The organism is Paraburkholderia sp. HD33-4 (assembly GCF_021390635.1).
GTDB lineage: Bacteria > Pseudomonadota > Gammaproteobacteria > Burkholderiales > Burkholderiaceae > Paraburkholderia.
Map to the genome: position 1 here is coordinate 1,543,532 of NZ_JAJEJS010000001.1, position 24,190 is coordinate 1,567,721.

Genomic DNA, 24,190 nt, shown 5'->3' on the forward strand with positions numbered 1-24,190 from the left:
TCACTTCAGTGTGTGTATCCATCAGCCTTCTCCTGGCGCTCGCATCAGCCGCTCGACTCTGTAGCAACGGCAGCGGAAGTTGGAACCGGCAACTCATCCATCCGATCCTTTGCCTTGCTTCCGGACGTCTGCCGCTCAGGTTGCGGATATCGTCCACGCTTATCGTCCAGCGCGCGGCAGGGATCGACCGTCAGGTCGTTGTCGCTGGCGAAGCGCATCACAAAATCAAATGCGTCAGGACAGATACGTCGCAATTCGTTCGAGATGCGTAGGCATTTGATGTCCTGCTCGACAACCGGCATCGCAAGCCGTGTGCTGGCGATAGCGTTGCCGTGGCAGCGTTCGGCCACGAACAGTGCGACGACTCCCGTCAGGCGCTCGGCCCAGTCGCCTGGCCGGAAGGGCTTGCACTGCGACGTCACGCCGCGGATCAGGTAGTGGCCAATGCCATCGTTAGTCATGTTGCGGCTATCGCGGCATGCGCGTCGTCAGGTAGCAGGTGTACGCATTGTCATTGCGTCGGCTCGCCCAGCAGCGCGTTCCGTCCGAAAGACGTCGCCTTGCAGAGTCGAGCGAGATTGCACTGATGGTCGGCGTTGAAAGCACGATGGGATCACTGCAATCGACGATGCGATTCTAGGTGAGTTGAACCTTCTGAACGCTTTCAGCCACTGCACGTTCCGATGGGGGTTTTCCATAAGCAGATCCGGCGGCCGCTGAATCAGCTGTCTCGCAGGCCCTTTCATGGAAATCCCCTAAACGCCGGTCCTCGCCGTGAAAGCCGGGGGAAGGATTCGCACTCCGACAATCGCGCCATCGATGCAGACAGGCAGCCTTTCGCCGCCGACAATAACGGAGACTATCGATGCAACCGAAGTGCAGTGGGTTTCGTCACATTGCTGTTGCTTCCAGCCTGTTGTTTAGCCTGGCCTCGCAGCATGCGGCAGCCGCGGATAGCGGCAAGATCACGATCATGGTGGGCGGCATCACGAAGCTGATCTACTTGCCGGCTCGCCTGACTGAACAGCTCGGGTACTTCAAGGACGAGGGACTCGACGTTGAACTGCTGTCGCAGCCAGCCGGCGTCGATGCTGAAAACGAACTTCTGGCCGGTGCCGTTCAGGCTGTGGTCGGGTTCTACGACCATACGATCGATCTGCAAACCAAGGGCAAGGACGTCGAGGCAATCGTCGTGTTCGGGCAAGTGCCGGGCGAGGTCGAAATGGTCTCGACCAAGGCGTCTGAAACGGTCAAATCGATGGCGGACGTGAAGGGCAAGACGCTTGGTGTGACTGGCCTCGGTTCTTCAACAAGTTTTCTGACGCAATACCTTGCCGGACAGCACGGTATTCAGTCCACTGAATACACGATGCTGCCGGTGGGCGCTGACGCCAGCTTCATCGCGGCGATCAAGCAAGGCCGCATCGACGCCGGCATGACGACTGAGCCGACCGCGTCGGCACTGCAGAAGTCAGGCGACGCCAAGGTGCTCGTCGACATGCGCTCGGTCGAAGGCACGAGGGCGGCGCTGGGCGGTACCTATCCGGCGTCTAGTCTGTACGTGCAGGCCGCATGGGCCGATTCGCACAAGGCCGAAGCCACCAGGCTCGCGCATGCATTCGTTCGCACGATGCAGTTCATCCACACGCATAGCGCGGAAGAAATCGCCGCGAAGATGCCCGACGATTATCAGAAAGACAAGCCGCTCTACGTAAGCGCGCTGAAGGCGTCGCTGCCGATGTACACAGCGGACGGCAAGATGCCGGCCGACGGTCCGACCACGGTGCTCAAGGTGCTGTCGGCGTTCAATCCGTCGGTCAAGGGCAAGCATGTGGAGTTGGGCAAAACCTATACGAACGAGTTTGTCAGCTCGAAATGAGTCGTGGCAGCCCGACGCGTTACCGCGTTCGTCCGCAGAGGCGTAAGTAAGTGTGTGCTGCGGTGGTCGATAACGGTCCAGGCGTCAATCCTCAAGCCAGTTTCTGGCAAAAAAGTACTCCGAATCATTGGCCCAGGCGTCATTGCGCATATCAGTAGAGTTACTGAGTTGCACAAATGACACAGGAAAGGAGCGTGAAGGATTCGGGTAACTAGCATGGCAAGCATTCGTAGACCGAAGCGGTTGCCGGGACCTTGAGGCGGAGGCGGCCGTGAGTAGAGAAGACACAATTTCAACGCAGTTGTCTGAGGAGACGATCTTGAAGAAGAAGTATCTTTCGCTGGCTGTCGCGGTCAGCGCACTCGGGGCAGGCGGCGCACACGCGCAGTCGAGCGTGCAGCTTTACGGCTTGATGGACCTGAGCGTGCCGACTTACCAGTCGCACGCGGATGCGAACGGGAACCATGTGATCGGCATGGGCATCGGTGGCGAGCCGTGGTTTAGCGGCAGCCGCTGGGGCCTGCGCGGCGCCGAAGACATTGGCGGCGGTTCGAAGATCATCTTCCGACTGGAAAGCGAATACGTTGTCGCCAACGGTCAGATGGAAGATCCGGGTCAGCTCTTCGATCGTGACGCGTGGGTCGGTATCGAGAACGACACGTTCGGCAAGATCACGGCGGGCTTCCAGAACACCATCGCACGCGATGCAGCGGCGATCTACGGCGACCCGTACGGCAACGCACGCCTGACGACCGAAGAGGGCGGCTGGACGAACGCGAACAACTTCAAGCAGATGATTTTCTACGCGGCCAGCGCAACCGGCACGCGCTACGAAAATGGCGTCGCGTGGAAGAAGCTGTTCGACAACGGCATCTTCGCGAGCGCGGGTTACGCGTTCGGCAACCAGACCAGTTTCGGTAACAACGCGAATTATCAGGTCGCACTGGGCTATAACGGCGGCCCGTTCAGTGCGTCGGGCTTCTACAGCCACGTAAACCGCGATGGCAACACGAACCAGTCGTTCTCGGTCGGCGGCAACTATGTGTTTGGTATTCTGCGCGCCAACGCCGGCTACTTCCGTTACCTCGGCAATCAGGGCGCGCTGGGTCAGCGCCAGGATAACGCGTGGACCGTGTCGTTCAAACTGTCGCCGAAGGGTCCGCTCGATTACGAGCTCGGCTATCAGCAGATGCGTGTAAAGAATGCCGCGTACAACACCGACGGCGATATTCCGAACGCGAACATCGGCGCGTTCGACCCGACCTCAGGCTTGCACAACGGTTGGAAGGAAACGCTGTACTGGTCCACGTTCTATCACCTGTCCAAGCGCACCGAAGTGTATCTGGCCGGCGACTATATGAGGTTGCATGGCGGCTACACGGTCGGCACCACCTTCGGCGCGACCAACCAGCTGGAGCTGACCACGGGTGTGCGTACCCGATTCTGATCGGGAATACAGCCTCGCAGCGCATCTGTTTCAACGATGTTCTCCAGCTTGCGGCCGCGGACTTTTCCGCGGCCGCTTTTTCATTTCAGCAGGCGAGGGAGAGGCATGTTCAGCAACACGACTATCAGAACCGCGCTCACGGTGACCATCGCCGGCTACACAGCCGCGTTGATGTTCGTGATCGCGATATCCGTCGCTGGTTTGAAGACCACCAACGCGGCGCTCGAGAAGATGTACACCGAAGAGACCGTTGCGATGCGCCACATCGCCGCGAGCAGCGAGGCGCTCCTGAACGTGCGAGTCGATCTCGGCGCGTATGAAACGCTCGTGGCGCAGGGAAAGCCCACCGATGCGGTGCTCGCTCGCGTCCATGCTGGGCTTGCGGACAGCGATCGCGAACTGGCGGCCTATCTCGCGCAGCCTGCGTCGGACGACGACGAGAAGGCGCTGACCGACGCGCTGCGCGCAAAACGCGGGCAGTTGTTGAAACAGGTGCTTGTGCCCGAAGTCACGGCGCTCGATCAGAACGATTTCATCACGTTCCGGACCACGGAACGGCAGGCACCCGATGCGGTGTTCAGCGACTATAAACATGCCGAAGCCGCGCTCGAGAAGTTCCAGATGCAGCACGAGGAAGCACGCTTTACGTCGGCGCAGCAGCACTTTCGTCTGCTGTGCTGGGTGTTCGCCGCAATCGGGCTGGTCGCGCTGGTGCTTGGCCTCTGCACGCGCTTCATCGTGAAAGCGGCGATTCTTCGACCGATCGACGCGGTAATCCAGCACTTCGAACGAATCGCGGCCGGCGACCTCACGGGGCAGATCGCCGGCGTGCGCCGAAACGAAATGGGTCGCCTGATGGGCGCGCTGGCCCGTATGCAGCAGAGTCTCGTTGCCGCGGTCAGTCAGGTCCGTTTTGGCACGGCGGCGATCGCGCAGGGTGTGCGCGAGATCGCGAGCGGCAATGCCGATCTGTCGGCGCGCACCGAACAGCAGGCGGCGACGCTGGAGCAGACCGCCGCGAGCATGGAGGAATTGACTGCGACGGTCAGGCAGAACGCCGACAACGCGCGCGAGGCCAATACGCTCGCTGAAAACGCGTCGAAAACCGCGGCGCGTGGCGGCGAAGTGGTCGATCAGGTGATCGACCTGATCGCCGACATGTCGGCGGGCTCGAACCGGATCGTCGACATTATTGGTGCGATCGAAGGTATCGCTTTTCAAACCAACATACTTGCACTGAATGCCGCCGTGGAAGCCGCGCGCGCCGGCGACGAAGGACGTGGATTCGCGGTGGTGGCGGGTGAAGTGCGTGCTTTGGCGCAGCGCTCGGCGGCCGCGGCGAAAGAGATCAGGGAACTGATCGTCAGTTCGGTGACGAAGGTCGAGAACGGCTCCGAACTGGCGATTCGCGCCGGCGCGACCATGTCGGACATCGTTGGTGCCGCGCGCAACGTGGCCGGTATCGTCAGCGAAATCAGCGTCGCTTCGGAGGAACAGTCACGGGGCATCGAGCAGATCAGTCGTGCGGTCACGCACATGGACCGCGCGACCCAGCAGAATGCCGCGCTCGTCGAGCAGGCTGCGGCTGCCGCGGCGTCGCTGCAGGAGCAGGCGGGCGCGCTCGACAGCGCGGTCGCGGTGTTCCGGATGAGCGAGCCGCTCGCGTCTTCCAGCGAGCCAACCGGGAAGCGCCCCGAGCGGGTTGCGACATTTTCGCCCTCGTGCGCATGACGGTGCGCACGCCATCGCGGCGCAACCTGTGCACCGTATCCGTTCCCTGACGATGTCCCGCATCGAACGCAGTGACGACAACCATAGCGCATTCAGATGAAGGGATGGCCGACGCGGATGTCGGCCTTGCCATCGGATCGACGACCTTACGGCGTCTGCAACGTGCCGTCCTTCAGTCGCGTCTGCGTCCACGTGGTAACCGCGTTTTCGCACGGATATTTCGCTGCCTCGGCTTCATCGATGTCTACGCCGAGGCCGGGTCTGTCGTTGGCATACACATATCCATTGCGGAATTCGGGCAGGCCGGGAAACACGTCCAGCAATGCCGCTCTGGGCCCTTTGAGCTCCTGGATCACGAAGTTCGGCGGCTCGGTGCCGGACCATTCCTGCACACCGAAATTGCGGGACGCCAGATCGATATGGATATTGGCTGCGTGCGCCAGTGGCGACATGTCGCCCGGGCCGTGCCACGCGGTCCGCACGCCGAACTGCTCGGCGAAGATCTGTAGCTTGCGCCCGGCCGTAATGCCGCCGATCTGGCTCAGATGAACGCGAACGAAATCGATCAACCGCTCTGTGATCAGAAAGCGCCATTCATACGGATTATTGAAAAGTTCGCCCTGCGCGAGCGGCGTGGTCGTCTTCTGCCGCAATTGACGGAGCCATTCGCCTTCCTCGAGCGCGATCGCATCTTCGAGAAAGAACAGGTCGTACGGCTCCAGCTCACAGGCGAAGCGAATTGCTTCGACCGGCTTCAGGCGTTCATGCACGTCGTGGCACAGCGCGACATCGAAGCCGACCTTGCTGCGAATGCCCTCGAACAGCTTGAGCGTTTCGCGCATGTATTTTTTGCTGTCGAGATACACGCCATCCGCCGCGCCGCGCGGCGCGCTTGCGGGCGCCCCCGCGTAACCGTTGCCGCCGTAGCCGCCGCTCTGGCAGCGGATGTGCGTGATGCCTTGCTCGCGGTAGCGGTGGATGTTTTCGCACAGCTCGCCCAGATCGCGGCCATCCGCATGCCGATAGACCGGCACGCCTTCGCGGCATTTGCCGCCGAACAGCTGAAAGAGCGGCATGTTGGCCTGCTTGCCCTTGATGTCCCACAACGCCATGTCGACGCCGGAAATTGCGTTGTTCTCGATCGGACCGTTGCGCCAGTAGGCATTCTGGTGCATCAGCTGCCACAGTTCCTCGATCGCCTCGGCGTCGCGTCCGATCAGCAGTGGCCGCAGATACTCGTCGATCAGGCATTTGACCGCGAGATGCCGGTACGCAAATGTCGCGCAGCCGAGACCGTATAAACCGGGCTGGTTGGTCTCGACCTTGACGACGATCAGATTGATGCCTTCCGGCGCGGTGAGGATGACCTTTACATCGGTAATCAGGGTTGCCATGTGTTGTCTGCCAGAATCGAATCGTTGAAGCGGAACCCACGCTTGCGTCGCGTCACGTGCGACGCAACGAAAGCGGCTGCTCGTCTGCCGGGCGCTGCCCGGCACGCTCGGGGACCGTGATCATCACGATGACCGACAGCAGCAGGGCCGCCGCCATGAACACGTAGGACGCCGCGGGGCTGCCGGTCGCGCCGTTCAGGTAACCGACCACCCACGAGCCGAGGAACGCACCCAGCGCGCCGCAGGCGTTGATCATGCCGATCGCGCCACCCAGTACGTTGCTCGGAATCAGCTCCGGCACGAGCGCGAAGAACGGTCCGTACGGCGCGTACATCGTCGCACCTGCCACGACCAGCAACGCGAACGAGATCCAGAAGTGCGACCCGCCGAGCAGATATGACGCAACGAACGCAATGGTGCCGATCAGCAGCAGCGGCCAGACGAACAGTTTGCGATTGCGGGTTTTATCCGACAGCCATGACGCGAGCAGCATCAGAATGATCGCCGCCAAATAGGGAACCGCCGCGAGCCAGCCGACCGAGACGATGTCGATCGTCGAAGCGGCCTTCAAAATAGACGGCAGCCACATGATGAAGCCGTACACGCCGATACTCCACAGTGCGTGAATCGAGCAGAACTTCAGCACGAGCGACGAACGGAATGCAGCCTTGTAGTCGCGCACAGGCGCGATATGGGCCTGCTCGGCCTTCAGGCGCGCCGCGAGTTCGGCCTTTTCGGCATCGGTCATCCACGGTGCGTCGGCCGGTCGGTCCTGGACCGTGAACCACCAGACCACTGCCCACACCAGAGCGGGGAGCCCTTCGAAGACGAACATCTCGCGCCAGCCGAAGCTGTGGACCAGATAGCCTGACACCACCGACATCCACAGCACCGTCACCGGATTGCCAAGAATCAGGTACGTGTTCGCCCGCGATCGTTCGCTGCGGGTGAACCAGCGGCTGATATACAGCAGCATCGACGGCATGACCGCGGCCTCGACCACGCCGAGCACGAAGCGCAGCACCATCAGCATCGGAATGTTGCTGACCATGCCGGTCGCGGCGGCGCAGAGGCCCCACAGAATCAGGCTGAAGAAGATCAGCTTCTTCACGCTATTGCGCTGCGCGTAAATCGCGCCGGGCACCTGAAACAGGCAGTAGCCGAGAAAGAACAGCGAACCGATCAGCGACGACGTGCCGTGCGTGATGCCGAGGTCTTTGTCGATTCCGGCCGCCGCGGCGAAGCCGTAATTCGCGCGGTCGAGATACGCGAGGCTGTAAGTGATGAAGATGATGGGCATCAGATACCACCATCTTTGAGGCGCAACGGGTTTGACGCTTTCCATGATGTCTCCGGATAGGAAGGGCGTAGGGGTGTTGGTCCGGCGGCGCGCTGTCGTTGTGCTGTACGCCGCGCGAACCTGCATTCAAAGGACGGCCAGCCAGCCGCCGTCGACGTAGATGATCTGGCCGTTCACATAGCTCGATGCCGCGGAGGCAAGATAGACCGCGGTGCCGACGAGTTCTTCAGGCTTGCCCCAGCGTTGCGAGGGATTGCTGCTCCTGACCCACGCGTCGAAGGTCAGGTTGTCGACGAGCGGCTGGTTCATGTCGGTCAGGATGTAACCGGGACCGATCGCATTCGCCTGAATGTTCGACGCCGCCCATTCGGCGCTCATCGCCCGGGTCAGCATCTTGATGCCGCCCTTGGCCGCCGTGTACGGGCCGACTGTCGCGCGTGCCGCTTCGCTCGTCAGCGAGCCGATGTTGATGATCTTGCCGCCGGTGCCGCGCGCGATCATGCGCCGCGCAGCCTCTCGCGCGACGATGAATGCGCTGGTCAGATTGGTGTCGATCACGCGCTGCCAGTCGCTCAGTTGAAGTTCAACCAGCGGCTTGCGAAACTGGATGCCGGCGTTGTTGATCACGATATCGATCTGCACGCCGTCGTGATCCCACTGCGCGAAGGCGGCGGCGACGGCCTGTTCGTCCGTCACGTCGAACGCGCGGCCTCGTGCGTCGAGTCCCTGGTCGGCGAGACGCCTGGCGGCGGCGGCAACCGTATCGTCGCGCGTTCCGTTCAGGATCACGCGCGCGCCTGCCAGCGCCAGGCCCTCGGCCAGCGCAAAGCCGATGCCGCGTGCCGAGCCGGTGATGAGCGCGGTGCGGCCGCTCAGATCGAATAGTGAAGTCATGGGTTGCTACCTCTCTTCATAGTCGGAAACGAGGCACGAGTGCGCCCCTCGCGACCGCTTTCCCGGTCGCGATGATGTCGATAACGAATTGCTGGCTAACGCGTAATGCGCAACGAATGCGCAACGAATGCGCATCGAATCCGCGTCCGCCGCGCCTCAGGCTGGCTTGCCGGTATCTGCGCGATTCAATTCGGCGCGATCTTCGAAGTCCTGTTCCGCGCGCTTGATCAGCGTGAGCACCGCCTGTTCCGCTCCCGCCTCGTCGCCGGTCTCGATCGCCACGCAAAGCGCTTCGTGCATCGGCAGCGAACGGGCTGGGCCGCCCGCGATCTCCGAGCTGAGCTCGAAACTGGTGCGCAGGATCGCCGACAGCGCGTTCTGCATCTGCTGCACGAACTGGTTGTGGCAGGCGGTCAGGATCGCGCCATGAAACGCAAGATCGGCGGGCACATATTCGCCGTGGCCGCCGACCGCGCGTTCCATCGCCTCGAAAGCACGCCGTATCGCGACGCGATCCTCGTCGGTTGCACGCTTCGCGGCCAGTCGGGCCGCGTTCGGCTCGATGATCAGACGCAGTTCCATCAAGTCCTGAATCAGGCCGTCATCGGTCGCGCCGGCGCGCGCTCGCCAGTTGATGACGTCCGGATCGAACAACTGCCACTGCGAGCGGGGCAGCACGACCGTGCCGTAGCGACGGCGCACCTGCAGCATGCCCTTCGCGGACAGCGATTTCATCGTCTCGCGGATCGTGATGCGACTTACCTGCAACTGCTCGGCGAGCTCGTCCTCGGAGGGCAGAATCTCGCCTGGCGCGAACTGGCCGGAGCAGATCTGTTCGCCCACGCGATTCAGAACCTGGCGGTGTAGGGTTGCCATCGAACTCTCTCTAGGTCATACGTATGATCTAGAACGATAGGCGTCGGACCACGCTGTCGCAATAAGGGTTCACCCGAAGCGGAGTTCGTTGGCCGAGTCGATCTGCACTCGCGCAAACGGACTTTGCATGCGATTACTGATGCAAGAAGCGGTTATCCGTTCGTTTTTGGAATCGATGTTGAGGCGCCGGCCGATATATATCAGGCGGTTTAGCCGGCCCTGGGGTATGTCCTGGCCGAGCGCTGGCTCAATTCTCTAGTCCACCGATTTCGAATGCAGTACAGTGCCTCGCTAAGGCCGTTGAGCCTGAAGTGTGTGTACGCAATATCCGGAGACTGCAAGTTGCCCACCCCACGCAAGCGGCTGCCGCCGCTGAACACGATTTCCGCTTTCGAGGCATCGGCGAGACTGATGAGCTTCACCAAGGCAGCCGAAGAGTTGCACCTTTCACAGGGGGCCGTCAGCAGGCAGATTCAGGTGCTCGAGGAGCGCATGGGTGTGCCGCTGTTCACTCGAAGGCACAAAGAGATTCAGCTGACGCGCGCCGGGCTGATCTTTCAGCAAGCGATTGCGCAGAGCCTGAATACCATTCGTCGAGCCGTGACGATGATCGAAGCGCTCGACACCAGTACCGTCACCATCGCGGCAAGCAATGCAATGGCCAACTTCTGGTTGATGCCCGCGATCTTCGAATTCCGAAGCCAACACCCGAACATCGATATTCGCGTGCTGGCGAGCAATACGCCGGTTGACCCGTGGCACGAACCCATTGACCTCGCCATCCGGTATGGCGACGGACATTGGCCAAACCTGACGAAGGTCAAGCTTTTCGAAGAAGAGATTTTTCCGGTTTGCTCTCCGTCTTATCAGGGCAGCCACAAAATAACGCATGCGCGGGATTTGCTGGAGTGCGAGCTCATCGAGTACGACTCCGATAGCGCGGACTCCAATTCGTGGGACACGTGGCTTGAAAGCGCGGGCTTTCAGCTTGGTGCGGTCAGAAAGATCCTGACGCTGTCCAATTACGATCTCGTCTATCGCGCGGCCTGCAGCGGAAAGGGGGTGGCGCTCGCGTGGGCCTACGGTGTTCCGCGGGAAGATCGGGAGGCACTCCTCGTCCGGCCGCTCGATGTATCGATCAAAACCGGGCTGTGTGAATATATTGTTTACGCAGACAATGAAGAACTCAGTGCGCCCGCCAAGGTTTTTCTCGACTGGCTGATTGATTTCGCCAATCAAAGTGTCTGGGCATAACCGCGTTGATTGCCTAGTACTCGAGGGTGACGTCCGATAGCGGTAAAGAGCAGCACGGCAGCACGTATCCTTCGTCAATTTCTTCGTCCGTAATTCCGCCGTTGTGATTCATCTCGACTTGCCCATCCAGTTTGCGAAGCTTGCAAGTTCCGCATAAGCCGCTGCGACACGCATTGGGAATTTTGGGGCCATTCGGCAGCGCGTGGAGCGCATCCAGAATCGTGGTGCCGGGTTGGCAGTCGAATTCCATCAGCGACTGCGATAATCGGATTCTCGATACACCCACGCCATCCGGCACCTGCACCGGAGCTTGTTCCGGCAGTTGGAACCTTTCCTGGTGGAAGCGGGACGCACTGCCTCCGTTCTCAACAAACAGATCGCGCATGATTGACATGAACGCGTCCGGTCCGCAACACAGCACTTGCCTCGCGGTCCAGTCCGGAACTGCCTCGTCGAGTACTTCTTTGGAAAGAAGCCCGAAGGAGAATTCCGTGTTCTCTTCGTCCGACGTGTAGAAGTGCGCGGTGATCCCACAGCACGAGCCGGCTATCCGCTGCAATTCCTGATGGAAGAGGATATCGGCAGGCGTCCGCGCGAATTGCAGAAACTGAATGTCGGCGCTTTTGCCTTCAGCGTAAATGGCTCGCGCCATCGCCATGAGCGGTGTGATGCCCACGCCACCGGCTATAAAAAGCAGCGACTCCCGACGGTCGCGAGGCAGTATGAAGTCGCCGGCGGGGCGGGACACATGCAGACTTTCACCGACGGTCATCCGGTCGTGAAGCCATATTGAGATCGCACCGGTGGGTGAACGTTTGACCGTAATGTCGAACGTGCTAGTGCCTCGACTGTCTGGTGCCGAAGAAATGGTGTAGCACCGGAAAAGTGTTTCCTTGCCGGTGTCCACGCTTAGCGTCACATACTGCCCGGCCTCGAACCTGAAAGACTCGTCGGGTTGAGCAAGCGAAAAACGGAAGGTCTTGACGTTCCAGTTCTCGCCTGTGACGCCGACGCAAATGGCCTCAGTGAAAGCGGTTGCAGTCATTCTGAAATGCACTCCAATGGGATTGTTTTCGGAGTGCCTTTCAACTCGGTCTTCAATGTGTTCAGATACCAGTCGATGAACTCCGTGACGCCACGCTCGACGAGCGGGGAGTAGGGGCCAGGTTGATAGCCCTTCGAATTGATGCCTTGCTGATTCGCTTCGACGAGTCGCTGGTCCTGGGCGTTCGTGGCCTTCCAGACCGACGTGAGATCGTCGATGTCGTAGTCTTCGCCTTCCACGGCGTCCCCGTTGACCAGCCACCACGTCGTCACTTGCGTTTCGGTCGCGCTGAGCGGCAGCAGCCTGAAGGCAATGGCATGATCCGAAAGAACGTGGTTCCACGTATTGGGGAACCGCAGCAAACGCAAGGAGCCGACGTCCTCGTCCTCGTTGGTGCCCAGCAGCTTCTTGCAGGCGAGTTCGCCGGACATCGTAAAGGAGAGTCCACGCTCCATTGCAACGCGCGCCATCCGGTATCCGTCATCGGTTTCGATTGGCTTGAAGGGCAGTCCGGACGCAGTCCAGCGCGCCTCGTCCTTCTCGCATTTTTCAGCGTATTCGCCTCCGAATCTGGGGTCGGTGGGCCCGTCAAACTCGGAGATCGTGCGCAGAAGTTCGGGGTGGCTTGCTGTGCAGTGATAGCACTCACGATTGTTTTCGAGTACGAGCTTCCAGTTGCCTTTTTCGACAATGGTCTGCTCGAACGCAATCTTTGCGTTGTCTAGTCCGTGAGGCTTGATGTATGGGGAGACCTGCTTGCGAAATTCATCGAATGGCGCCGGTGTCACTGCAAGCGAAATAAAGATGTAGCCTTCGACTGCTTCGCAATGCACAGGCTTGAGCGAGTGTTGCGATGCATCGAATTCTTCGCCCATCTCCTTGGTGAACAGCAGTTTGCCGTCCAGGCCATAGGTCCATTGATGATACGGACAGACGAGCGTACCGGACGACCCTTTCTCGCCAGCGCAGATTCTGGAGCCTCGATGGCGGCAAGTATTGTAGAACGCCCGAATCGCTTTACTGCGATCACGGATCACGACGATAGAACTCGCTCCCACTTCGAGCGTGAACCAGTTGCCCGGTTTCGGAATCTGGGCCGCCACGCCCGCGAGAATCCATTGACGTTCCCAGATCAGTTCGAGGTCGCGCTCGAACACCGCTTCGTCGGTGTAGAACGGTTGCGGCAGCGATCGCCCGCTCACGCGTGATTCAATCAGGGAGATGAGTTGACTGTTCGGCAGCATGATGATGTTCGGTTAGGTTGAATTGCATCAAAAGAGATGTTCACGTGCCGATTTGACCTGCCGGACGAAGCGCTTGCAAGCCATGAAAACTGATGGTTTGCATGAATTTTTGATAGTCAGCCATTGATGCCGCTCGCGTTTGGATGGATCGCGGGGGCAAGCCAACGTGCCCGCTGCCGCGCAAACCGGCTGCCATCGGGCTGCGGGCGTTTGAATGCAAATCCGCATGCGATAAATCAGAAAAACTGCTTTGACGCGCAGGTCTCCCGCTCGGATGATTGCCGGACATCGCTCACAACGGGCGGCTTTGGCAACAGCGGCGAGTCCGGGCAGTCATGACACAGACTGCACCCGGTTCGTAGCGAGAACAGACTGGGAGGCGTCATGTCAGGAAATCGTGGAGTGGTTTATGTGGAGCCCGGACGGGCGCCGGTTGGACGGGTGCAGGGGCAATATCAATGAGTTGCCCGTTCTCAGGAATTGAAGCCAAAAGCGACTCTGCTGTCGATGGAAGTTGGCATAACGCGCAACTGGATTTTTCCAGTTCGATGAGCTACGGCGATTACCTTCACCTCGATAAAGTCCTTGACGCACAGCATCCGCTGTCTCCCGATCACAACGAGATGCTGTTTATCGTTCAGCATCAGACATCCGAGCTTTGGATGAAACTGATGCTTCAGGAATTGCGCGCGGCGAGAACGGGTATTCGTGCTGGCGAACTGCAGCCGGTCTTCAAGATGCTCGCGCGTGTTTCCCGGATCATGGACCAGCTCGTGCAGGCCTGGAGCGTCCTCGCGACGATGACTCCAGCCGAATACACGGCGATGAGGCCCTACCTTGGCCTGTCGTCGGGTTTCCAGTCCGGTCAGTACCGGGAGATCGAGTTTCTTCTGGGCAACAAGAACGCAACGATGCTGCGCCCTCATGAGCATCTGCCCGAAAACCTCCAGCGCCTGCGAGAGGTGCTGGAGCGTCCGTCCCTCTACGACGAGAGCATCAAGTTGCTGGCGCGCGCCGGGCTGTTCGTCGAACCCGATCGGCTCAACGCGGACTGGACTTTGCCCACACGCTACAACGCATCAGTAGCCGAAGCATGGCTGCGGGTGTATCGCGATCCGAAAGAGTACTGGGATCTTTATCAGTTGGCCGAGAAACTCGTGGATATCGAAGACTCGTTCCGGCAATGGCGGTTTCGCCACCTGACGACTGTGGAACGTGTGATCGGATTCAAACGTGGAACGGGTGGCACTGAAGGCATCGGATACCTGAGGAAGATGCTGGATGTGGTGCTGTTCCCGGAGCTCTGGCAGCTCCGGACCAATCTTTGAGTTTCCCTTGACGGTTCCACGACCTGCCAAAAAATATTCACTGGATTACTGCAATGTTCGAGCACGTAGAAGCTTACCCCGGCGACCCGATTCTTTCGCTGATGGAAGCGTATTTAACCGACCAGCGGCCGGAAAAGACGAACCTCGGTATCGGTCTCTACTATGACGAGGCCGGAAAGATACCTGTCCTCGAATCCGTCAAGCAGGCAACCGCGACGATTCAGCGGGCGTCCAGGCCCCACACCTATCTGCCCATGGAAGGTGATGCGAGATACCGGGCGGCCGTCCAGCGACTCGTCTTCGGCGAAGATGCCGAGGCTGTGAAATCCGCCCGTATTGCTACCGTTCATTCGATTGGCGGCTCCGGATCGATTCACATCGCGGCTCGATTCATCAAAGCCTATTTGCCCGACAGCAGTGTATGGATTAGCGACCCCACATGGGATAACCACCGCGCGCTCCTCGAGTCGGCACGTCTGAAGGTCAATACGTATCCATACTTCGACACCGGGAAGAATTGCATCGATTTCGACGCGATGATTTCGTTGCTGGATACATTGCCCGAGCGCAGCGTCGTGCTGCTGCAGCCGTCCTGTCAGAACCCGACCGGCGCGGACCTGTCGGCGCAACAGTTCGCGACCGTCATAGACCTGTTGAAACGCCGTCACCTGTTGCCGTTCGTGGATATGGCCTATCAGGGCTTTGGAGATGGGCTCGACGACGATGCGGCTCCGATCCGCAAAATGGTGGAAGCAGGTCTGCAGGTCATCGTGACCAATTCGTTCTCGAAGAATTTCTCGCTCTATGGCGAGCGCGCCGGCGCTCTGTCGATCGTCTGTCCGGATGCGCAGACCGCATGTCGAGTGCTGGGTCAACTCAAAGCGACGGTCAGGCAGGTGTACTCGAGTCCGCCAGCTTTTGGCGCTCAGCTGGTCAGCACGATTCTGAGTGATCCGGAGACGACGCGTCACTGGCATCAGGAGCTCGCAAAGATGCGCCAACGCATGAAGGACATGCGACGCAAACTACGTTCGACGCTCGAGACGCTCGTGCCGGATGTCGATGCGAGCTATCTGACGGATCAGCGCGGCATGTTCAGCTACACCGGATTGAGCGGGGCGCAGGTCGACGCTTTGCGCGAGCGCAAAGCGATCTACCTCGTTCAATCCGGACGGATTTGCGTCGCGGGATTGAACGACAGCAACGTTGGTTACGTCGGGGAAGCCATCGCCGACGCCATCAAGCGACAGGCTAGCCTTTGACCTGACATTACGGAGCCGAGCAGGTCTGGCTCCTTCATTGAGTTTATTTCTTATGATCCGCGAAACCATCGACACAGGCCTTCCCGCGCTGAATCAGCCGTTTTCCTGGGCTACCCGGGCGGGCGGACTGCTTTTTACTGCCCACGGGCCAGTGAAAATGAACGGGGAAATCTGCGCGGGCGATATTGAAGACCAGGCCAGATTGACTTTTTCAAACCTGCAGCGGGCCGTGGCCGCTGCGCGAGCCGTCATGTCGGATGTCGCGCAAGTGTTGATTTATATGAAGGATGCTAGTCACATGCGCGCTATCGACCGTGTTTACCGGGATTTCTTTCAAATGCCTTATCCGAATCGGTCGAGTGTCGTAGTGAAGGATTTCGTTCACGCCGACATGCTGATCGAGATCGTTGCGTACGTGGCGGTCGGTTCGCACCCCGCGTTTGCGCATGCATAGCATGTGATATTTCCGCTTTCGGGTCGCGATAGCGTGTTTCTAGAATGTGATTCCAATGGCCATATTTTTGACTTGCATATGAATGACTCGGGAACTACCGCGTTGACTCGTGCCGGCGACGCTGCATGGGAGCTAAGGGGCGGTGCCGAAGCTAACGGCGGGGGCATCGCCTGGGCGCTGCGTTCAACCGGAAACGCGCTCGCGTCCGGCTTTGGTCGGTTGAAGGCCGGCCAGACACCGCCGAAGACGCTGGACTACGACGAGGTGATTCATGTCCTCAAGGGGACACTCAGTGTTAGCTGCGACGGCGGACAGCTTGTTGCTCGCGCGGGCGATGTGATCTCGCTGAGCAGAGGGTCGGCCGTCGTCTATTCCGGCACGGACGCGGAGTTCTTTTTCGTTGTAACGGCGCCCTGACGCAGACACAGGACCTACCAAACGGATTGCAGCATGAACGCTTCAGTATCATCGGATAGATTGCTTCCCGCGGATGACAATACCAACGGCTGGTCAGCGATCCTGCCCACGCGTGTGCCCTGTCAACCCGCGAGAAAGTCAGCCAGCTTTGACTGGCTGGTAGTCGGAGCAGGGTATGCGGGGTTGTCGGCGGCCAGACGCCTGGCGACTCTGAACCCATCCCACTCCATCGCTGTCGTCGATGCCCAGCAGGTCGGCGAAGGCGCGCATGGCCGCAACGCCGGCTTCGCCATCGACCTTCCGCACAACGGTGATCACGACCCGGGCAACACCGACAAGGGTCATCGATACATGCGGCTGAGTCGCTACGGGATCGAGTCCCTCGATGAATTGGTCCGTGCACACAATATAAATTGCCAGTGGAGCAAACGAGGACGTTACGACTGCGCCGTCTCGCCTGAAATTTCTCGCACGCTTCTCGGCGCGACGGCTGCGGAACTCGACGCACTGGAGGAGCCGTATGAATTCATACGTGGCGACGCGCTCCACGAACGCCTGGGCACCCGATACTACGACTCCGCGATCTACACGCCGGGCACACGGCTGCTCAATCCTGCTGCCTTGTCGCGGGGTCTGGCGGACTCGCTTCCTTCGAACGTGCAGTTGTTCGAGAACTCTCCGGTACTTGATCTCGAATCCGGGCCGACAGTCGTGGCGATGTTGCCCGGCGGCGTGCGGTTCTCGGCGCGAAATGCGGTGCTGACCAACAATGCGTTCATCAATCGCTTCAAGTATTTCGAAAGGCAACTGCTTCCATTTGTGCTGTTTGCGAGTCTCTCACAACCCTTGACACAGGAAGAGCGAGCACGGCTTGGCGGGACTACCGATTGGGGGATTACGCCGGCCCATGGCATCGCGGGGGCGACCATACGCTACACGAAGGACTTTCGGATTCTGTTCCGATACGGGTTCCAGTTCGCGCCGACGCTACGTTGCCCGGCGTCGCTGCGTGAGCGCATGAAGCGGACTCACCAGGTGCTGTTCAAAGCGCGTTTTCCGATGCTGGAACAGGTCGCGCTCGAGCATTTTTGGGCCGGGTACCTTTCGTTGAGCCAAAATGGCGCGCCGGGTTGGGGGCAACTGTCGAAACATATCTATGCGGCGGTCAATTGCAATGGAGTGGGTATCGCAAAGCAAACCACCGCCGGCGCGCTGGTCGCCGAACTGGCCTGCGATACAGGGCATCCATTGATCAGTGACATGATGGTACTGGGTTCGCCAGACCTTCTGCCGCGACGTCCATTCCTGGACGTCGGTGTGAGAACCTATCTCGCTGCCCAGAAGTGGAAGGGCCGCTCAGAGAAGTAGCAGAGTACACAGTGAGACATCAAATAGACATGAAGAGCGAGACGCAGCATCAAACAGCACAGACCCAGCGCGAACGTGGAGCCACGAAATGGTGGGTGCTCTTTCTTCTCACGCTGGTCTACACGGTCAACATTGCGGACCGCTATGTCGTATCGACATTGATCGAGCCTATCAAACACGAGTTCGGTCTGAGCGACAGCGAAGTCGGCTTCATGACCGGCACTGCCATTGCCTTGTTCTACGTCACGCTCAGCCTGCCGTTGGGACTGCTCGCGGATCGAGTCAGCCGCAAGCGCATGATCAGCGTCGCATTAGCGGTCTGGTCTGGCTTCACGGTTTTGTCCGGCGCGAGCGGCAGCGCTCTCACGTTCTTTTTGTCGCGGCTCGGCGTGGGGATCGGCGAAGCGGGTTGTATGCCGTGCGCGGTTTCATTATTGGCGGACAAATTTGCTCCGTCGATGCGTGGCACTGCGATGAGCCTGTTTTCCGTTGGCGCCGCCGTAGGTGCGCTAATGGGGTCGGCGGGCGGGGGATGGATTGCCGACCACCACGGATGGCGCGCAGTCCTGCTCGTATTCGGGTGTCTTGGCGTTCCGCTGGCGGTCATACTGATGCTCGGTTTCAGAGAGCCTCGTCGCGGAGTGTTCGATAAGCCCGAAAGCGAAGTTGGTCGTGCCGGTCTGAAGGAAACCTTGCGCCACATCCATGACTGCAAGGCGCTATTTCATGTCATCACGGGAACCACGATTCTTACCTTCTGGGGATGGGGTCTGGTCTGGTGGACTCCGTCGTTTCTGGCTCGAAGTTTTCATCTGACTGTAGGCGATGCTGGGGGAATGCTTGGTGCGATCCACGGTATCGGAGGGGGGCTTGCGATGCTTTGTACCGCATTGGTGCTGAGTCGGCCTCGGGCGGCGTCGGGGTTTGCTCAGGCGAAGCTCGTAGCATTGGTCACTGCACTTGCAACGATACCTTCATTCGTTGCGTACGCGTCGCCGTCACTTGGTTTGACCCACATGATGCTCTGGATTTTTATACCCACCATCTACGTGTATATCGGTCCTTCTGCTTCGATGGCTCAAAATTTGACGCCTGCGGCCATGCGAGGACAGGTCGTCGGCATCATCGTGTTCGTGACGAACGTTGCGAATCTCGTGATTGCACCGCAGGCTGTCGGGTTTCTATCGGATACCATCGCCGCACATATGAGAAATCCCACCGAGTCCCTCCGCTATGTGCTGGTGATGGTGTCCCTGACAGGTCTGTGGGCCGCGTGGCATTTTTATCTTGCCGCACGCTACATGCGTTCCGAGGATTCCAATAGCGTTTCGACGCAATTGTCAGGAGCGTCCGCGCACGGCTCCTGAACTGCGCGCGGCCATCGCATCACGGTCCTGCTTCACTTCTTTATCGACTTCTTTATCGACTTCTTCGGATTGCGCGCGCGTCAATGCATGATTGCGAGCGCGATCCGATCACTCCATATACGCCACCCCGACGGTCCTTCGGTGACAGTGGCTCACACCCGGAGACAGACGCTCGTTCTTCGGCGATTCTAGCGCTCTCCATCTCTCACCCAGGAAGAAGCGGTGCACACGCCGCTCGCTTGCCAACGCGCAATTGAAAAATTGCGGCCCAAAGAACAATGTGGCCAATTAGGTGCTTACCCTTGTTTGGAGGCCTTGGAAGCAAGCTCTCAAACGGCCTGCTCAGGCATTGTCCTTGACACCAAAGGGTTGCGCACTCCAGACGCTGTTTGCATTCCAATTGTCATGCAACGAACCAGAAATAGTGGTTTGTCTGGTTCTTTATGTCGTCATGAAATCAGACCTGCGTGCAGCAGTAAAGGTGTCAGCCCGGTTTTCTATAGCGACTGACAATCATTAAAAGATCTTTCTCCGGCCGCGTCTCTGACAGGAAAGACACAGCCGGGAATCCAGGTCAATCATTGGGCGGAGTGGAACATGTTCAAACGGATTCTCCCATCAAACGTGGCGCGTACGCTTGCCGCCTGTGCTATCGCGGCGAGTGGAGTGATGGGCGCGCACGCGCACGCAGCGGACCTTACCCAGTCCTCCTGGTGTACGGGCGCCAAACCGGTCAAGTTCGCGGAAATGGGCTGGGACAGCGCGAAGTTCATGACCGAGGTGGTTCGTTATGTTCTCGAGAAGGGCTACGGCTGCCAGACCGAGCTGATGACAGCGACGAATGCGATCGCATTGCAGGCCATTACCACCGGCGACCTGAACGTAATGGTCGAGTACTGGGCAGGGCGTACACCGGCATTCGAGAAAGCGGCACAGCAGGGGCGGGTGAAAATCGTCGGCTCTCTGGTCAATGGCGGCAGCGTGGAGGGTTATTACGTCCCGGACTATGTGATCAAAGGCGATGCCGCGCGCGGGATCAAGGCGGTCGCGCCAGATCTGAAGAGCATCGCCGATTTGCCGCGCTACAAGTCGGTGTTTGCCGATCCGGAAGATCCGTCTCACGGGCGACTGTATAACTGTCCAATTGGCTGGCAATGCGAGTCCGATACCGAGCAGAAGATGAAGGCCTACAAGATCGGCGCGGACTTCACCGACTTCCATCCAGGGTCGGGGCCGGCGCTCGACGCGGCAATCGAATCGGCCTATACGCGGGGCAAGCCGATCCTGTTCTACTACTGGGAGCCGTCGACCATCCTCGGTCGTTTCCACGCAGTCAAGCTCGAAGAGCCAGCGTACAACGCTGCCTGCTGGAAGACCATCAACGGAAGCAAGGAGCTGAACCCGTGCGGTTCCGCTTCGCCGCCGACGTCCTTGCGCGTGGTCGTTTCCAATTCGCTGGCGGACACCGATCCGGCGCTGCTGTCTCTGTTCCAGAAGATGCAGTTTTCGCTGAGCACACTCAACACCGCCATTGCGCGAATGGCGACCGCAAAGGTTGAGCCCCGCCAGGCCGCGGTGGACTTCCTGAAGGCCAATCCGTCGGTGGTTGCCGATTGGGTGCCCGCCGCGACTGCACAGCGGGTCGAGGCAAGTCTCAAGTGACGCGCAACCCGCAGCGGACTCGCGCTGCGGGCTTATCTAATCCGGGCTCACCGACGGTCGTCGTGGCGCAGGTGCGACGGCAACGCGAGGTTCCGTCGAGGGCGGGCTCTGACAGTGAAGGGAAACGCAGTGAACGGCATTTTCTATACGCTCGATCTGGGCGACGCGATCAATCAATTCTTTACCGGTGTCGTTGCCCGGTATGGCGACGTGTTTCACCGTGTCAGCGCGGTGCTACTGACGTACGCGCTGAATCCGGTGGAAGCAACGCTGAAGGCGGCGCCGCCAATCGTGATCATCGGGCTCATTGGCGCAATCGCGTGGCTGGGGGGCCGCCGCGTGGGCCTCGCGGTTTTGCTGATGGCACTGACGTACGTGATCGGCTGCCTGGGGCTCTGGGACAAACTGATGGCGACCTGCGCGATCATGGTGACGGCGTTGATCCTGACCACGATTATCGGCGTTCCGTCCGGCATCGCCATTTCTCGCAGCCAGGTACTGGCTCGCGTCTTCAATCCTGTGCTCGACATGATGCAGACGCTGCCGTCGTTCGTGTACCTGATTCCGGTCGTGATGCTATTCGGCCTGGGCCGAGTACCGGCGATCTTCGCGACGATGATCTATGCGCTCCCTCCGCTGGTTCGACTGACCGATCTCGGTCTGCGTCAGGTACCGGAAGATGTCGTCGAAGCTTCGCGTTCGTTCGGGGCGACCTCATGGCAGCAACTTATCGCGGTCGAACTGCCGCTCGCGATGCCGTCGATCATGACAGGTGTGAACCAGGCGGTGATGATGTCGCTCGCGATGGTCGTGATCGCGTCGATGATCGGTGCCCGCGGGCTCGGTGAGGACGTGTTGTCCGGCATCAACAATCTCGACATGGGGCAGGGCATTCTGGCCGGCGCGGCAATCGTCATTCTCGCCATTGTGTTCGATCGCATCACTCAGTCTTTCGGTGTAAGCAAACGTGCCCGCCGTCAAGTTCGGAAATAGACAGATGACATCCTCTACTCTTGGCAAGATCAATCCGTCACTCGAAGCGGCGCCGGACCTTGCGTCCCGTGCGGATTCAGCCGCTTTTGTCGAAACCGGCGGCTGCCGCGCAGCGCTTGAAAACGAGGCGGGGGTGCCGATCCTCGAATTGCGCCATTTATATAAGGTCTTTAGTCCCCACCGACGGCGCACCTCGGAGGCGATCGAACTGGCTCGCGCTGGCATGCCGAAAGATGAAATCCTGCAGCGGACTGCTTGCAATGTAGCCGTGCGCGACGTGTCGCTATCTATTCGCGAAGGTGAAATCTTCGTGATCATGGGGTTGTCAGGATCAGGAAAATCCACGCTTGTGCGCCACTTCAACCGTCTCATCGAGCCGGATTCGGGTGAACTGCTGTTTCGTGGCACTGATGTATTGCGTCTTGGATCGCGTGCTTTGCGCGAGATGCGACGCAATCACATCGGCATGGTATTTCAGAGCTTCGCACTGCTGCCACACAAGACCGTGCTCGAGAACGTGGTGTTTGGCCGCTGGATACGTGGCGACCCGAAAGCCGAGTCGGAAAACGTGGCGCGGGAGTGGATCAATGGCCGGCTCGGTCTCAACGGCTATGAGCGCAAATATCCGGATGAGCTCTCGGGCGGCATGCGGCAGCGCGTCGGGCTTGCGAGGGCGCTCGTATCCGAGCCTGACGTGCTGCTGATGGACGAGGCGTTCAGTGCGCTGGACCCATTGATCCGCGGAGAAATGCAGGACATTTTGCTGGAAATGCAGGCCGAGTTGCGGCGCACGATCGTGTTCATTACACACGATCTGGACGAAGCGATGAAGATCGGCTCACGAATCGCAATCATGAAGGATGGCGTGGTGATCCAGGTGGGAACGCCTGAGCAAATCTGCAACGCACCGGCAAACGACTACGTACGACGCTTCGTCGAAGCGCGTTGACGACGAACGTGAAGCCGGGTGGCGTGCTTCGGCGGCCAAGCTGGCCGAAAGATCTTTCTACCCGCTGCCGATCTTCCCGTTGAACGAGACACAGGTGAATCGCAGTTCGCCGCAAAAAGATCAGCGTTTCTTCTTATTTTTATAAAGCAGGAGTACATAATGAAAAAGATAGTGATTGCAATGCTCTCCACATTTGGCTGCGGGGCCGTATGGGCACAATCCTCCGTCACGCTGTACGGATTGATTGACGCGGGTGTGACTTATACCAATCGTGTGGATTCTTCATCGGGCAAGGGAGCGGCTATTCAATTTCAGTCAGGGGTGGCGCAATCGAGCCGATGGGGAATGCGCGGAGTAGAAGATCTCGGCGGCGGTCTAAAAGCGATATTCACTCTGGAAAGTGAGTTCGACGTGGGTACCGGCGCGTTGCTGGCCGGTGGCGCGGAGTTTGGTCTGCAATCGTTCGTTGGTTTGGCGGGGAACTGGGGAACCGTCACTCTGGGGCGTCAGTACGACTTCATTGGCTACTATTTCCCTGCGTATGCCATTGCTGCCAATACTCCGGCCGGATTGCTCGGCTGGAGCCTGCCGACCTACGCGTCGGGCGGGTATGCGCTCGATAACCGGGTGTGGGGTGACCTTGTCAACAACGCGGTCAAATATGAGTCTCCGGTTATCGGAGGCTTTACGTTCGGCGCGATGTACGGATTCGGCAATGTCGCAGGGTCGATGGGCCAAAACAGCTCGAGCAACTTCTATGTGGGCTATGCCAACGGACCGTTCAGCGCGGCACTGGCTTATATGTCGATTCATGATGTGACGCCTTCCGACAACTCGGTCGAATATGCAGCGGGCGCCGCCTATAACATCGGCAAGGCGCGCCTGTTTGGCTATGTGACCGATGTGCAGCTATCGAGCGGGAACAGGCCCCGCGCGACAACGTTCGAAGGTGGCGCCAGCTATCAGTTGACGCCGGCATTGTCGCTCGGCGGCGGGCTGCAATATCAAAGCCGTAACAATGACGTCGGCAGCGCAAATCAACTGATACTCAGCGCCGACTACTTTGTGTCCAAGCGCACGGACGTCTACCTGGTCGGCACGCTGGCCCATGACCACGGCTTTAGTGCGCAGGCACAAGCGGCGTTGGGGTCCCCATCCGGAACCGATGTGCAGACGGCCGTTCGCGTCGGGATTCGTCACAAGTTCTGATCGCGACGCGGCGGCGCATGCGGCTGCTGCTGGAGCTTTTGTCACCGCGCTGTGAGAAAAAATCGCAGTGACCGGGTGTTTACGCCTATGTCGTCGCTCCCGTTCACGATGGTCTAC

Annotated in this window: 21 protein-coding genes; 14 read left to right on the forward strand and 7 right to left on the reverse strand. The window is 59.5% G+C overall.

Annotation, left to right across the window (positions count from 1 at the left end; all coding sequences use genetic code 11):
- Positions 1-44: 44 nt before the first annotated feature.
- On the reverse strand, positions 45-461 hold the full coding sequence (locus L0U84_RS06810) for a DUF3579 domain-containing protein (protein WP_442793978.1): 417 nt from the start codon (positions 459-461) through the stop codon (positions 45-47).
- A gap of 404 nt (positions 462-865) precedes the next feature.
- Here L0U84_RS06810 and L0U84_RS06815 point away from each other — a divergent pair, with 404 nt between their 5' ends.
- The 3 genes from L0U84_RS06815 to L0U84_RS06825 all read left to right on the forward strand — a co-directional run bounded on the left by L0U84_RS06815 (position 866) and on the right by L0U84_RS06825 (position 5,057).
- On the forward strand, positions 866-1,879 hold the full coding sequence (locus tag L0U84_RS06815) for an ABC transporter substrate-binding protein (RefSeq protein ID WP_233848722.1): 1,014 nt from the start codon (positions 866-868) through the stop codon (positions 1,877-1,879).
- Positions 1,880-2,198: 319 nt separating this feature from the next.
- Positions 2,199-3,326, forward strand: coding sequence for a porin (locus L0U84_RS06820; protein ID WP_233848724.1), 1,128 nt, complete (start codon positions 2,199-2,201; stop codon positions 3,324-3,326).
- Between the two features lie 105 nt (positions 3,327-3,431).
- Positions 3,432-5,057, forward strand: coding sequence for a methyl-accepting chemotaxis protein (locus L0U84_RS06825; protein ID WP_233848726.1), 1,626 nt, complete (start codon positions 3,432-3,434; stop codon positions 5,055-5,057).
- Positions 5,058-5,203: 146 nt separating this feature from the next.
- Here L0U84_RS06825 and L0U84_RS06830 read toward each other — a convergent pair whose 3' ends face one another.
- The 4 genes from L0U84_RS06830 to L0U84_RS06845 all read right to left on the reverse strand — a co-directional run bounded on the left by L0U84_RS06830 (position 5,204) and on the right by L0U84_RS06845 (position 9,521).
- Complete coding sequence (locus tag L0U84_RS06830) at positions 5,204-6,451, reverse strand: enolase C-terminal domain-like protein (RefSeq protein ID WP_233848728.1); 1,248 nt, start codon at positions 6,449-6,451, stop codon at positions 5,204-5,206.
- Positions 6,452-6,503: 52 nt separating this feature from the next.
- A complete protein-coding gene (locus L0U84_RS06835; protein WP_233848729.1) occupies positions 6,504-7,796 on the reverse strand; it encodes an MFS transporter in 1,293 nt (430 codons plus the stop codon).
- 81 nt (positions 7,797-7,877) lie between these two features.
- The gene (locus L0U84_RS06840) at positions 7,878-8,645 is read right to left on the reverse strand and encodes an SDR family oxidoreductase (RefSeq protein ID WP_233848732.1); all 768 of its coding nucleotides are present in this window, start codon (positions 8,643-8,645) and stop codon (positions 7,878-7,880) included.
- Between the two features lie 156 nt (positions 8,646-8,801).
- Complete coding sequence (locus tag L0U84_RS06845; protein ID WP_233848733.1) at positions 8,802-9,521, reverse strand: FadR/GntR family transcriptional regulator; 720 nt, start codon at positions 9,519-9,521, stop codon at positions 8,802-8,804.
- A gap of 342 nt (positions 9,522-9,863) precedes the next feature.
- Here L0U84_RS06845 and L0U84_RS06850 point away from each other — a divergent pair, with 342 nt between their 5' ends.
- A complete protein-coding gene (locus L0U84_RS06850) occupies positions 9,864-10,775 on the forward strand; it encodes a LysR substrate-binding domain-containing protein (protein WP_233848736.1) in 912 nt (303 codons plus the stop codon).
- 13 nt (positions 10,776-10,788) lie between these two features.
- On the opposite strand, the gene L0U84_RS06855 is transcribed toward L0U84_RS06850, so the two are convergent.
- Both L0U84_RS06855 and L0U84_RS06860 read right to left on the reverse strand, forming a co-directional pair.
- Positions 10,789-11,820, reverse strand: coding sequence for a flavin reductase family protein (locus L0U84_RS06855; RefSeq protein ID WP_233848738.1), 1,032 nt, complete (start codon positions 11,818-11,820; stop codon positions 10,789-10,791).
- Positions 11,817-13,064 (reverse strand): aromatic ring-hydroxylating oxygenase subunit alpha, encoded by a 1,248-nt coding sequence (locus L0U84_RS06860; protein WP_233848740.1) that lies wholly within the window; start codon positions 13,062-13,064, stop codon positions 11,817-11,819. The genes L0U84_RS06855 and L0U84_RS06860 overlap by 4 nt, the downstream gene beginning before the upstream one ends.
- 458 nt (positions 13,065-13,522) lie before the next feature.
- On the opposite strand from L0U84_RS06860, the gene kynA reads away from it, so the two are divergent.
- From kynA to L0U84_RS06910, 10 genes are all read left to right on the forward strand, one after another.
- Complete coding sequence (kynA, locus tag L0U84_RS06865) at positions 13,523-14,392, forward strand: tryptophan 2,3-dioxygenase (protein WP_233848742.1); 870 nt, start codon at positions 13,523-13,525, stop codon at positions 14,390-14,392.
- Positions 14,393-14,445: 53 nt separating this feature from the next.
- A complete protein-coding gene (locus tag L0U84_RS06870; protein ID WP_233848743.1) occupies positions 14,446-15,654 on the forward strand; it encodes an amino acid aminotransferase in 1,209 nt (402 codons plus the stop codon).
- 52 nt (positions 15,655-15,706) lie between these two features.
- The gene (locus L0U84_RS06875) at positions 15,707-16,108 is read left to right on the forward strand and encodes a RidA family protein (RefSeq protein WP_233848747.1); all 402 of its coding nucleotides are present in this window, start codon (positions 15,707-15,709) and stop codon (positions 16,106-16,108) included.
- A 78-nt stretch (positions 16,109-16,186) separates the two neighbouring features.
- Positions 16,187-16,525, forward strand: a complete 339-nt coding sequence (locus L0U84_RS06880; RefSeq protein ID WP_233848749.1) for a hypothetical protein — start codon at positions 16,187-16,189, stop codon at positions 16,523-16,525.
- Between the two features lie 33 nt (positions 16,526-16,558).
- Positions 16,559-17,893, forward strand: coding sequence for an NAD(P)/FAD-dependent oxidoreductase (locus tag L0U84_RS06885; protein ID WP_233848751.1), 1,335 nt, complete (start codon positions 16,559-16,561; stop codon positions 17,891-17,893).
- A 29-nt stretch (positions 17,894-17,922) separates the two neighbouring features.
- Positions 17,923-19,260, forward strand: a complete 1,338-nt coding sequence (locus tag L0U84_RS06890) for a spinster family MFS transporter (RefSeq protein ID WP_233848753.1) — start codon at positions 17,923-17,925, stop codon at positions 19,258-19,260.
- A 597-nt stretch (positions 19,261-19,857) separates the two neighbouring features.
- Positions 19,858-20,922 carry an ABC transporter substrate-binding protein gene (locus tag L0U84_RS06895; RefSeq protein ID WP_233848755.1) on the forward strand — a complete coding sequence of 355 codons (1,065 nt, stop codon included), beginning with the start codon at positions 19,858-19,860 and terminating at the stop codon, positions 20,920-20,922.
- A 129-nt stretch (positions 20,923-21,051) separates the two neighbouring features.
- The gene (locus L0U84_RS06900) at positions 21,052-21,915 is read left to right on the forward strand and encodes an ABC transporter permease (RefSeq protein ID WP_233848756.1); all 864 of its coding nucleotides are present in this window, start codon (positions 21,052-21,054) and stop codon (positions 21,913-21,915) included.
- A complete protein-coding gene (locus tag L0U84_RS06905; RefSeq protein ID WP_233848757.1) occupies positions 21,890-22,864 on the forward strand; it encodes a quaternary amine ABC transporter ATP-binding protein in 975 nt (324 codons plus the stop codon). The genes L0U84_RS06900 and L0U84_RS06905 overlap by 26 nt, the downstream gene beginning before the upstream one ends.
- A 159-nt stretch (positions 22,865-23,023) precedes the next feature.
- Entirely contained in the window at positions 23,024-24,073 is a 1,050-nt protein-coding gene (locus tag L0U84_RS06910; RefSeq protein WP_233848758.1) for a porin, read from the forward strand.
- Positions 24,074-24,190 lie beyond the last annotated feature (117 nt).

What these genes read in the sequence shown, in the direction of transcription:
- L0U84_RS06810 (WP_442793978.1), bottom strand. Translation starts at nt 461, where the DNA reads ATGACTAACGATGGCATTGGCCACTACCTGATCCGCGGCGTGACGTCG.
- L0U84_RS06815 (WP_233848722.1), top strand. Translation starts at nt 866, where the DNA reads ATGCAACCGAAGTGCAGTGGGTTTCGTCACATTGCTGTTGCTTCCAGC.
- L0U84_RS06825 (WP_233848726.1), top strand. Translation starts at nt 3,432, where the DNA reads ATGTTCAGCAACACGACTATCAGAACCGCGCTCACGGTGACCATCGCC.
- L0U84_RS06830 (WP_233848728.1), bottom strand. Translation starts at nt 6,451, where the DNA reads ATGGCAACCCTGATTACCGATGTAAAGGTCATCCTCACCGCGCCGGAA.
- L0U84_RS06835 (WP_233848729.1), bottom strand. Translation starts at nt 7,796, where the DNA reads ATGGAAAGCGTCAAACCCGTTGCGCCTCAAAGATGGTGGTATCTGATG.
- L0U84_RS06840 (WP_233848732.1), bottom strand. Translation starts at nt 8,645, where the DNA reads ATGACTTCACTATTCGATCTGAGCGGCCGCACCGCGCTCATCACCGGC.
- L0U84_RS06845 (WP_233848733.1), bottom strand. Translation starts at nt 9,521, where the DNA reads ATGGCAACCCTACACCGCCAGGTTCTGAATCGCGTGGGCGAACAGATC.
- L0U84_RS06855 (WP_233848738.1), bottom strand. Translation starts at nt 11,820, where the DNA reads ATGACTGCAACCGCTTTCACTGAGGCCATTTGCGTCGGCGTCACAGGC.
- L0U84_RS06860 (WP_233848740.1), bottom strand. Translation starts at nt 13,064, where the DNA reads ATGCTGCCGAACAGTCAACTCATCTCCCTGATTGAATCACGCGTGAGC.
- kynA (WP_233848742.1), top strand. Translation starts at nt 13,523, where the DNA reads ATGAGTTGCCCGTTCTCAGGAATTGAAGCCAAAAGCGACTCTGCTGTC.
- L0U84_RS06870 (WP_233848743.1), top strand. Translation starts at nt 14,446, where the DNA reads ATGTTCGAGCACGTAGAAGCTTACCCCGGCGACCCGATTCTTTCGCTG.
- L0U84_RS06875 (WP_233848747.1), top strand. Translation starts at nt 15,707, where the DNA reads ATGATCCGCGAAACCATCGACACAGGCCTTCCCGCGCTGAATCAGCCG.
- L0U84_RS06880 (WP_233848749.1), top strand. Translation starts at nt 16,187, where the DNA reads ATGAATGACTCGGGAACTACCGCGTTGACTCGTGCCGGCGACGCTGCA.
- L0U84_RS06885 (WP_233848751.1), top strand. Translation starts at nt 16,559, where the DNA reads ATGAACGCTTCAGTATCATCGGATAGATTGCTTCCCGCGGATGACAAT.
- L0U84_RS06890 (WP_233848753.1), top strand. Translation starts at nt 17,923, where the DNA reads ATGAAGAGCGAGACGCAGCATCAAACAGCACAGACCCAGCGCGAACGT.
- L0U84_RS06895 (WP_233848755.1), top strand. Translation starts at nt 19,858, where the DNA reads ATGTTCAAACGGATTCTCCCATCAAACGTGGCGCGTACGCTTGCCGCC.
- L0U84_RS06910 (WP_233848758.1), top strand. Translation starts at nt 23,024, where the DNA reads ATGAAAAAGATAGTGATTGCAATGCTCTCCACATTTGGCTGCGGGGCC.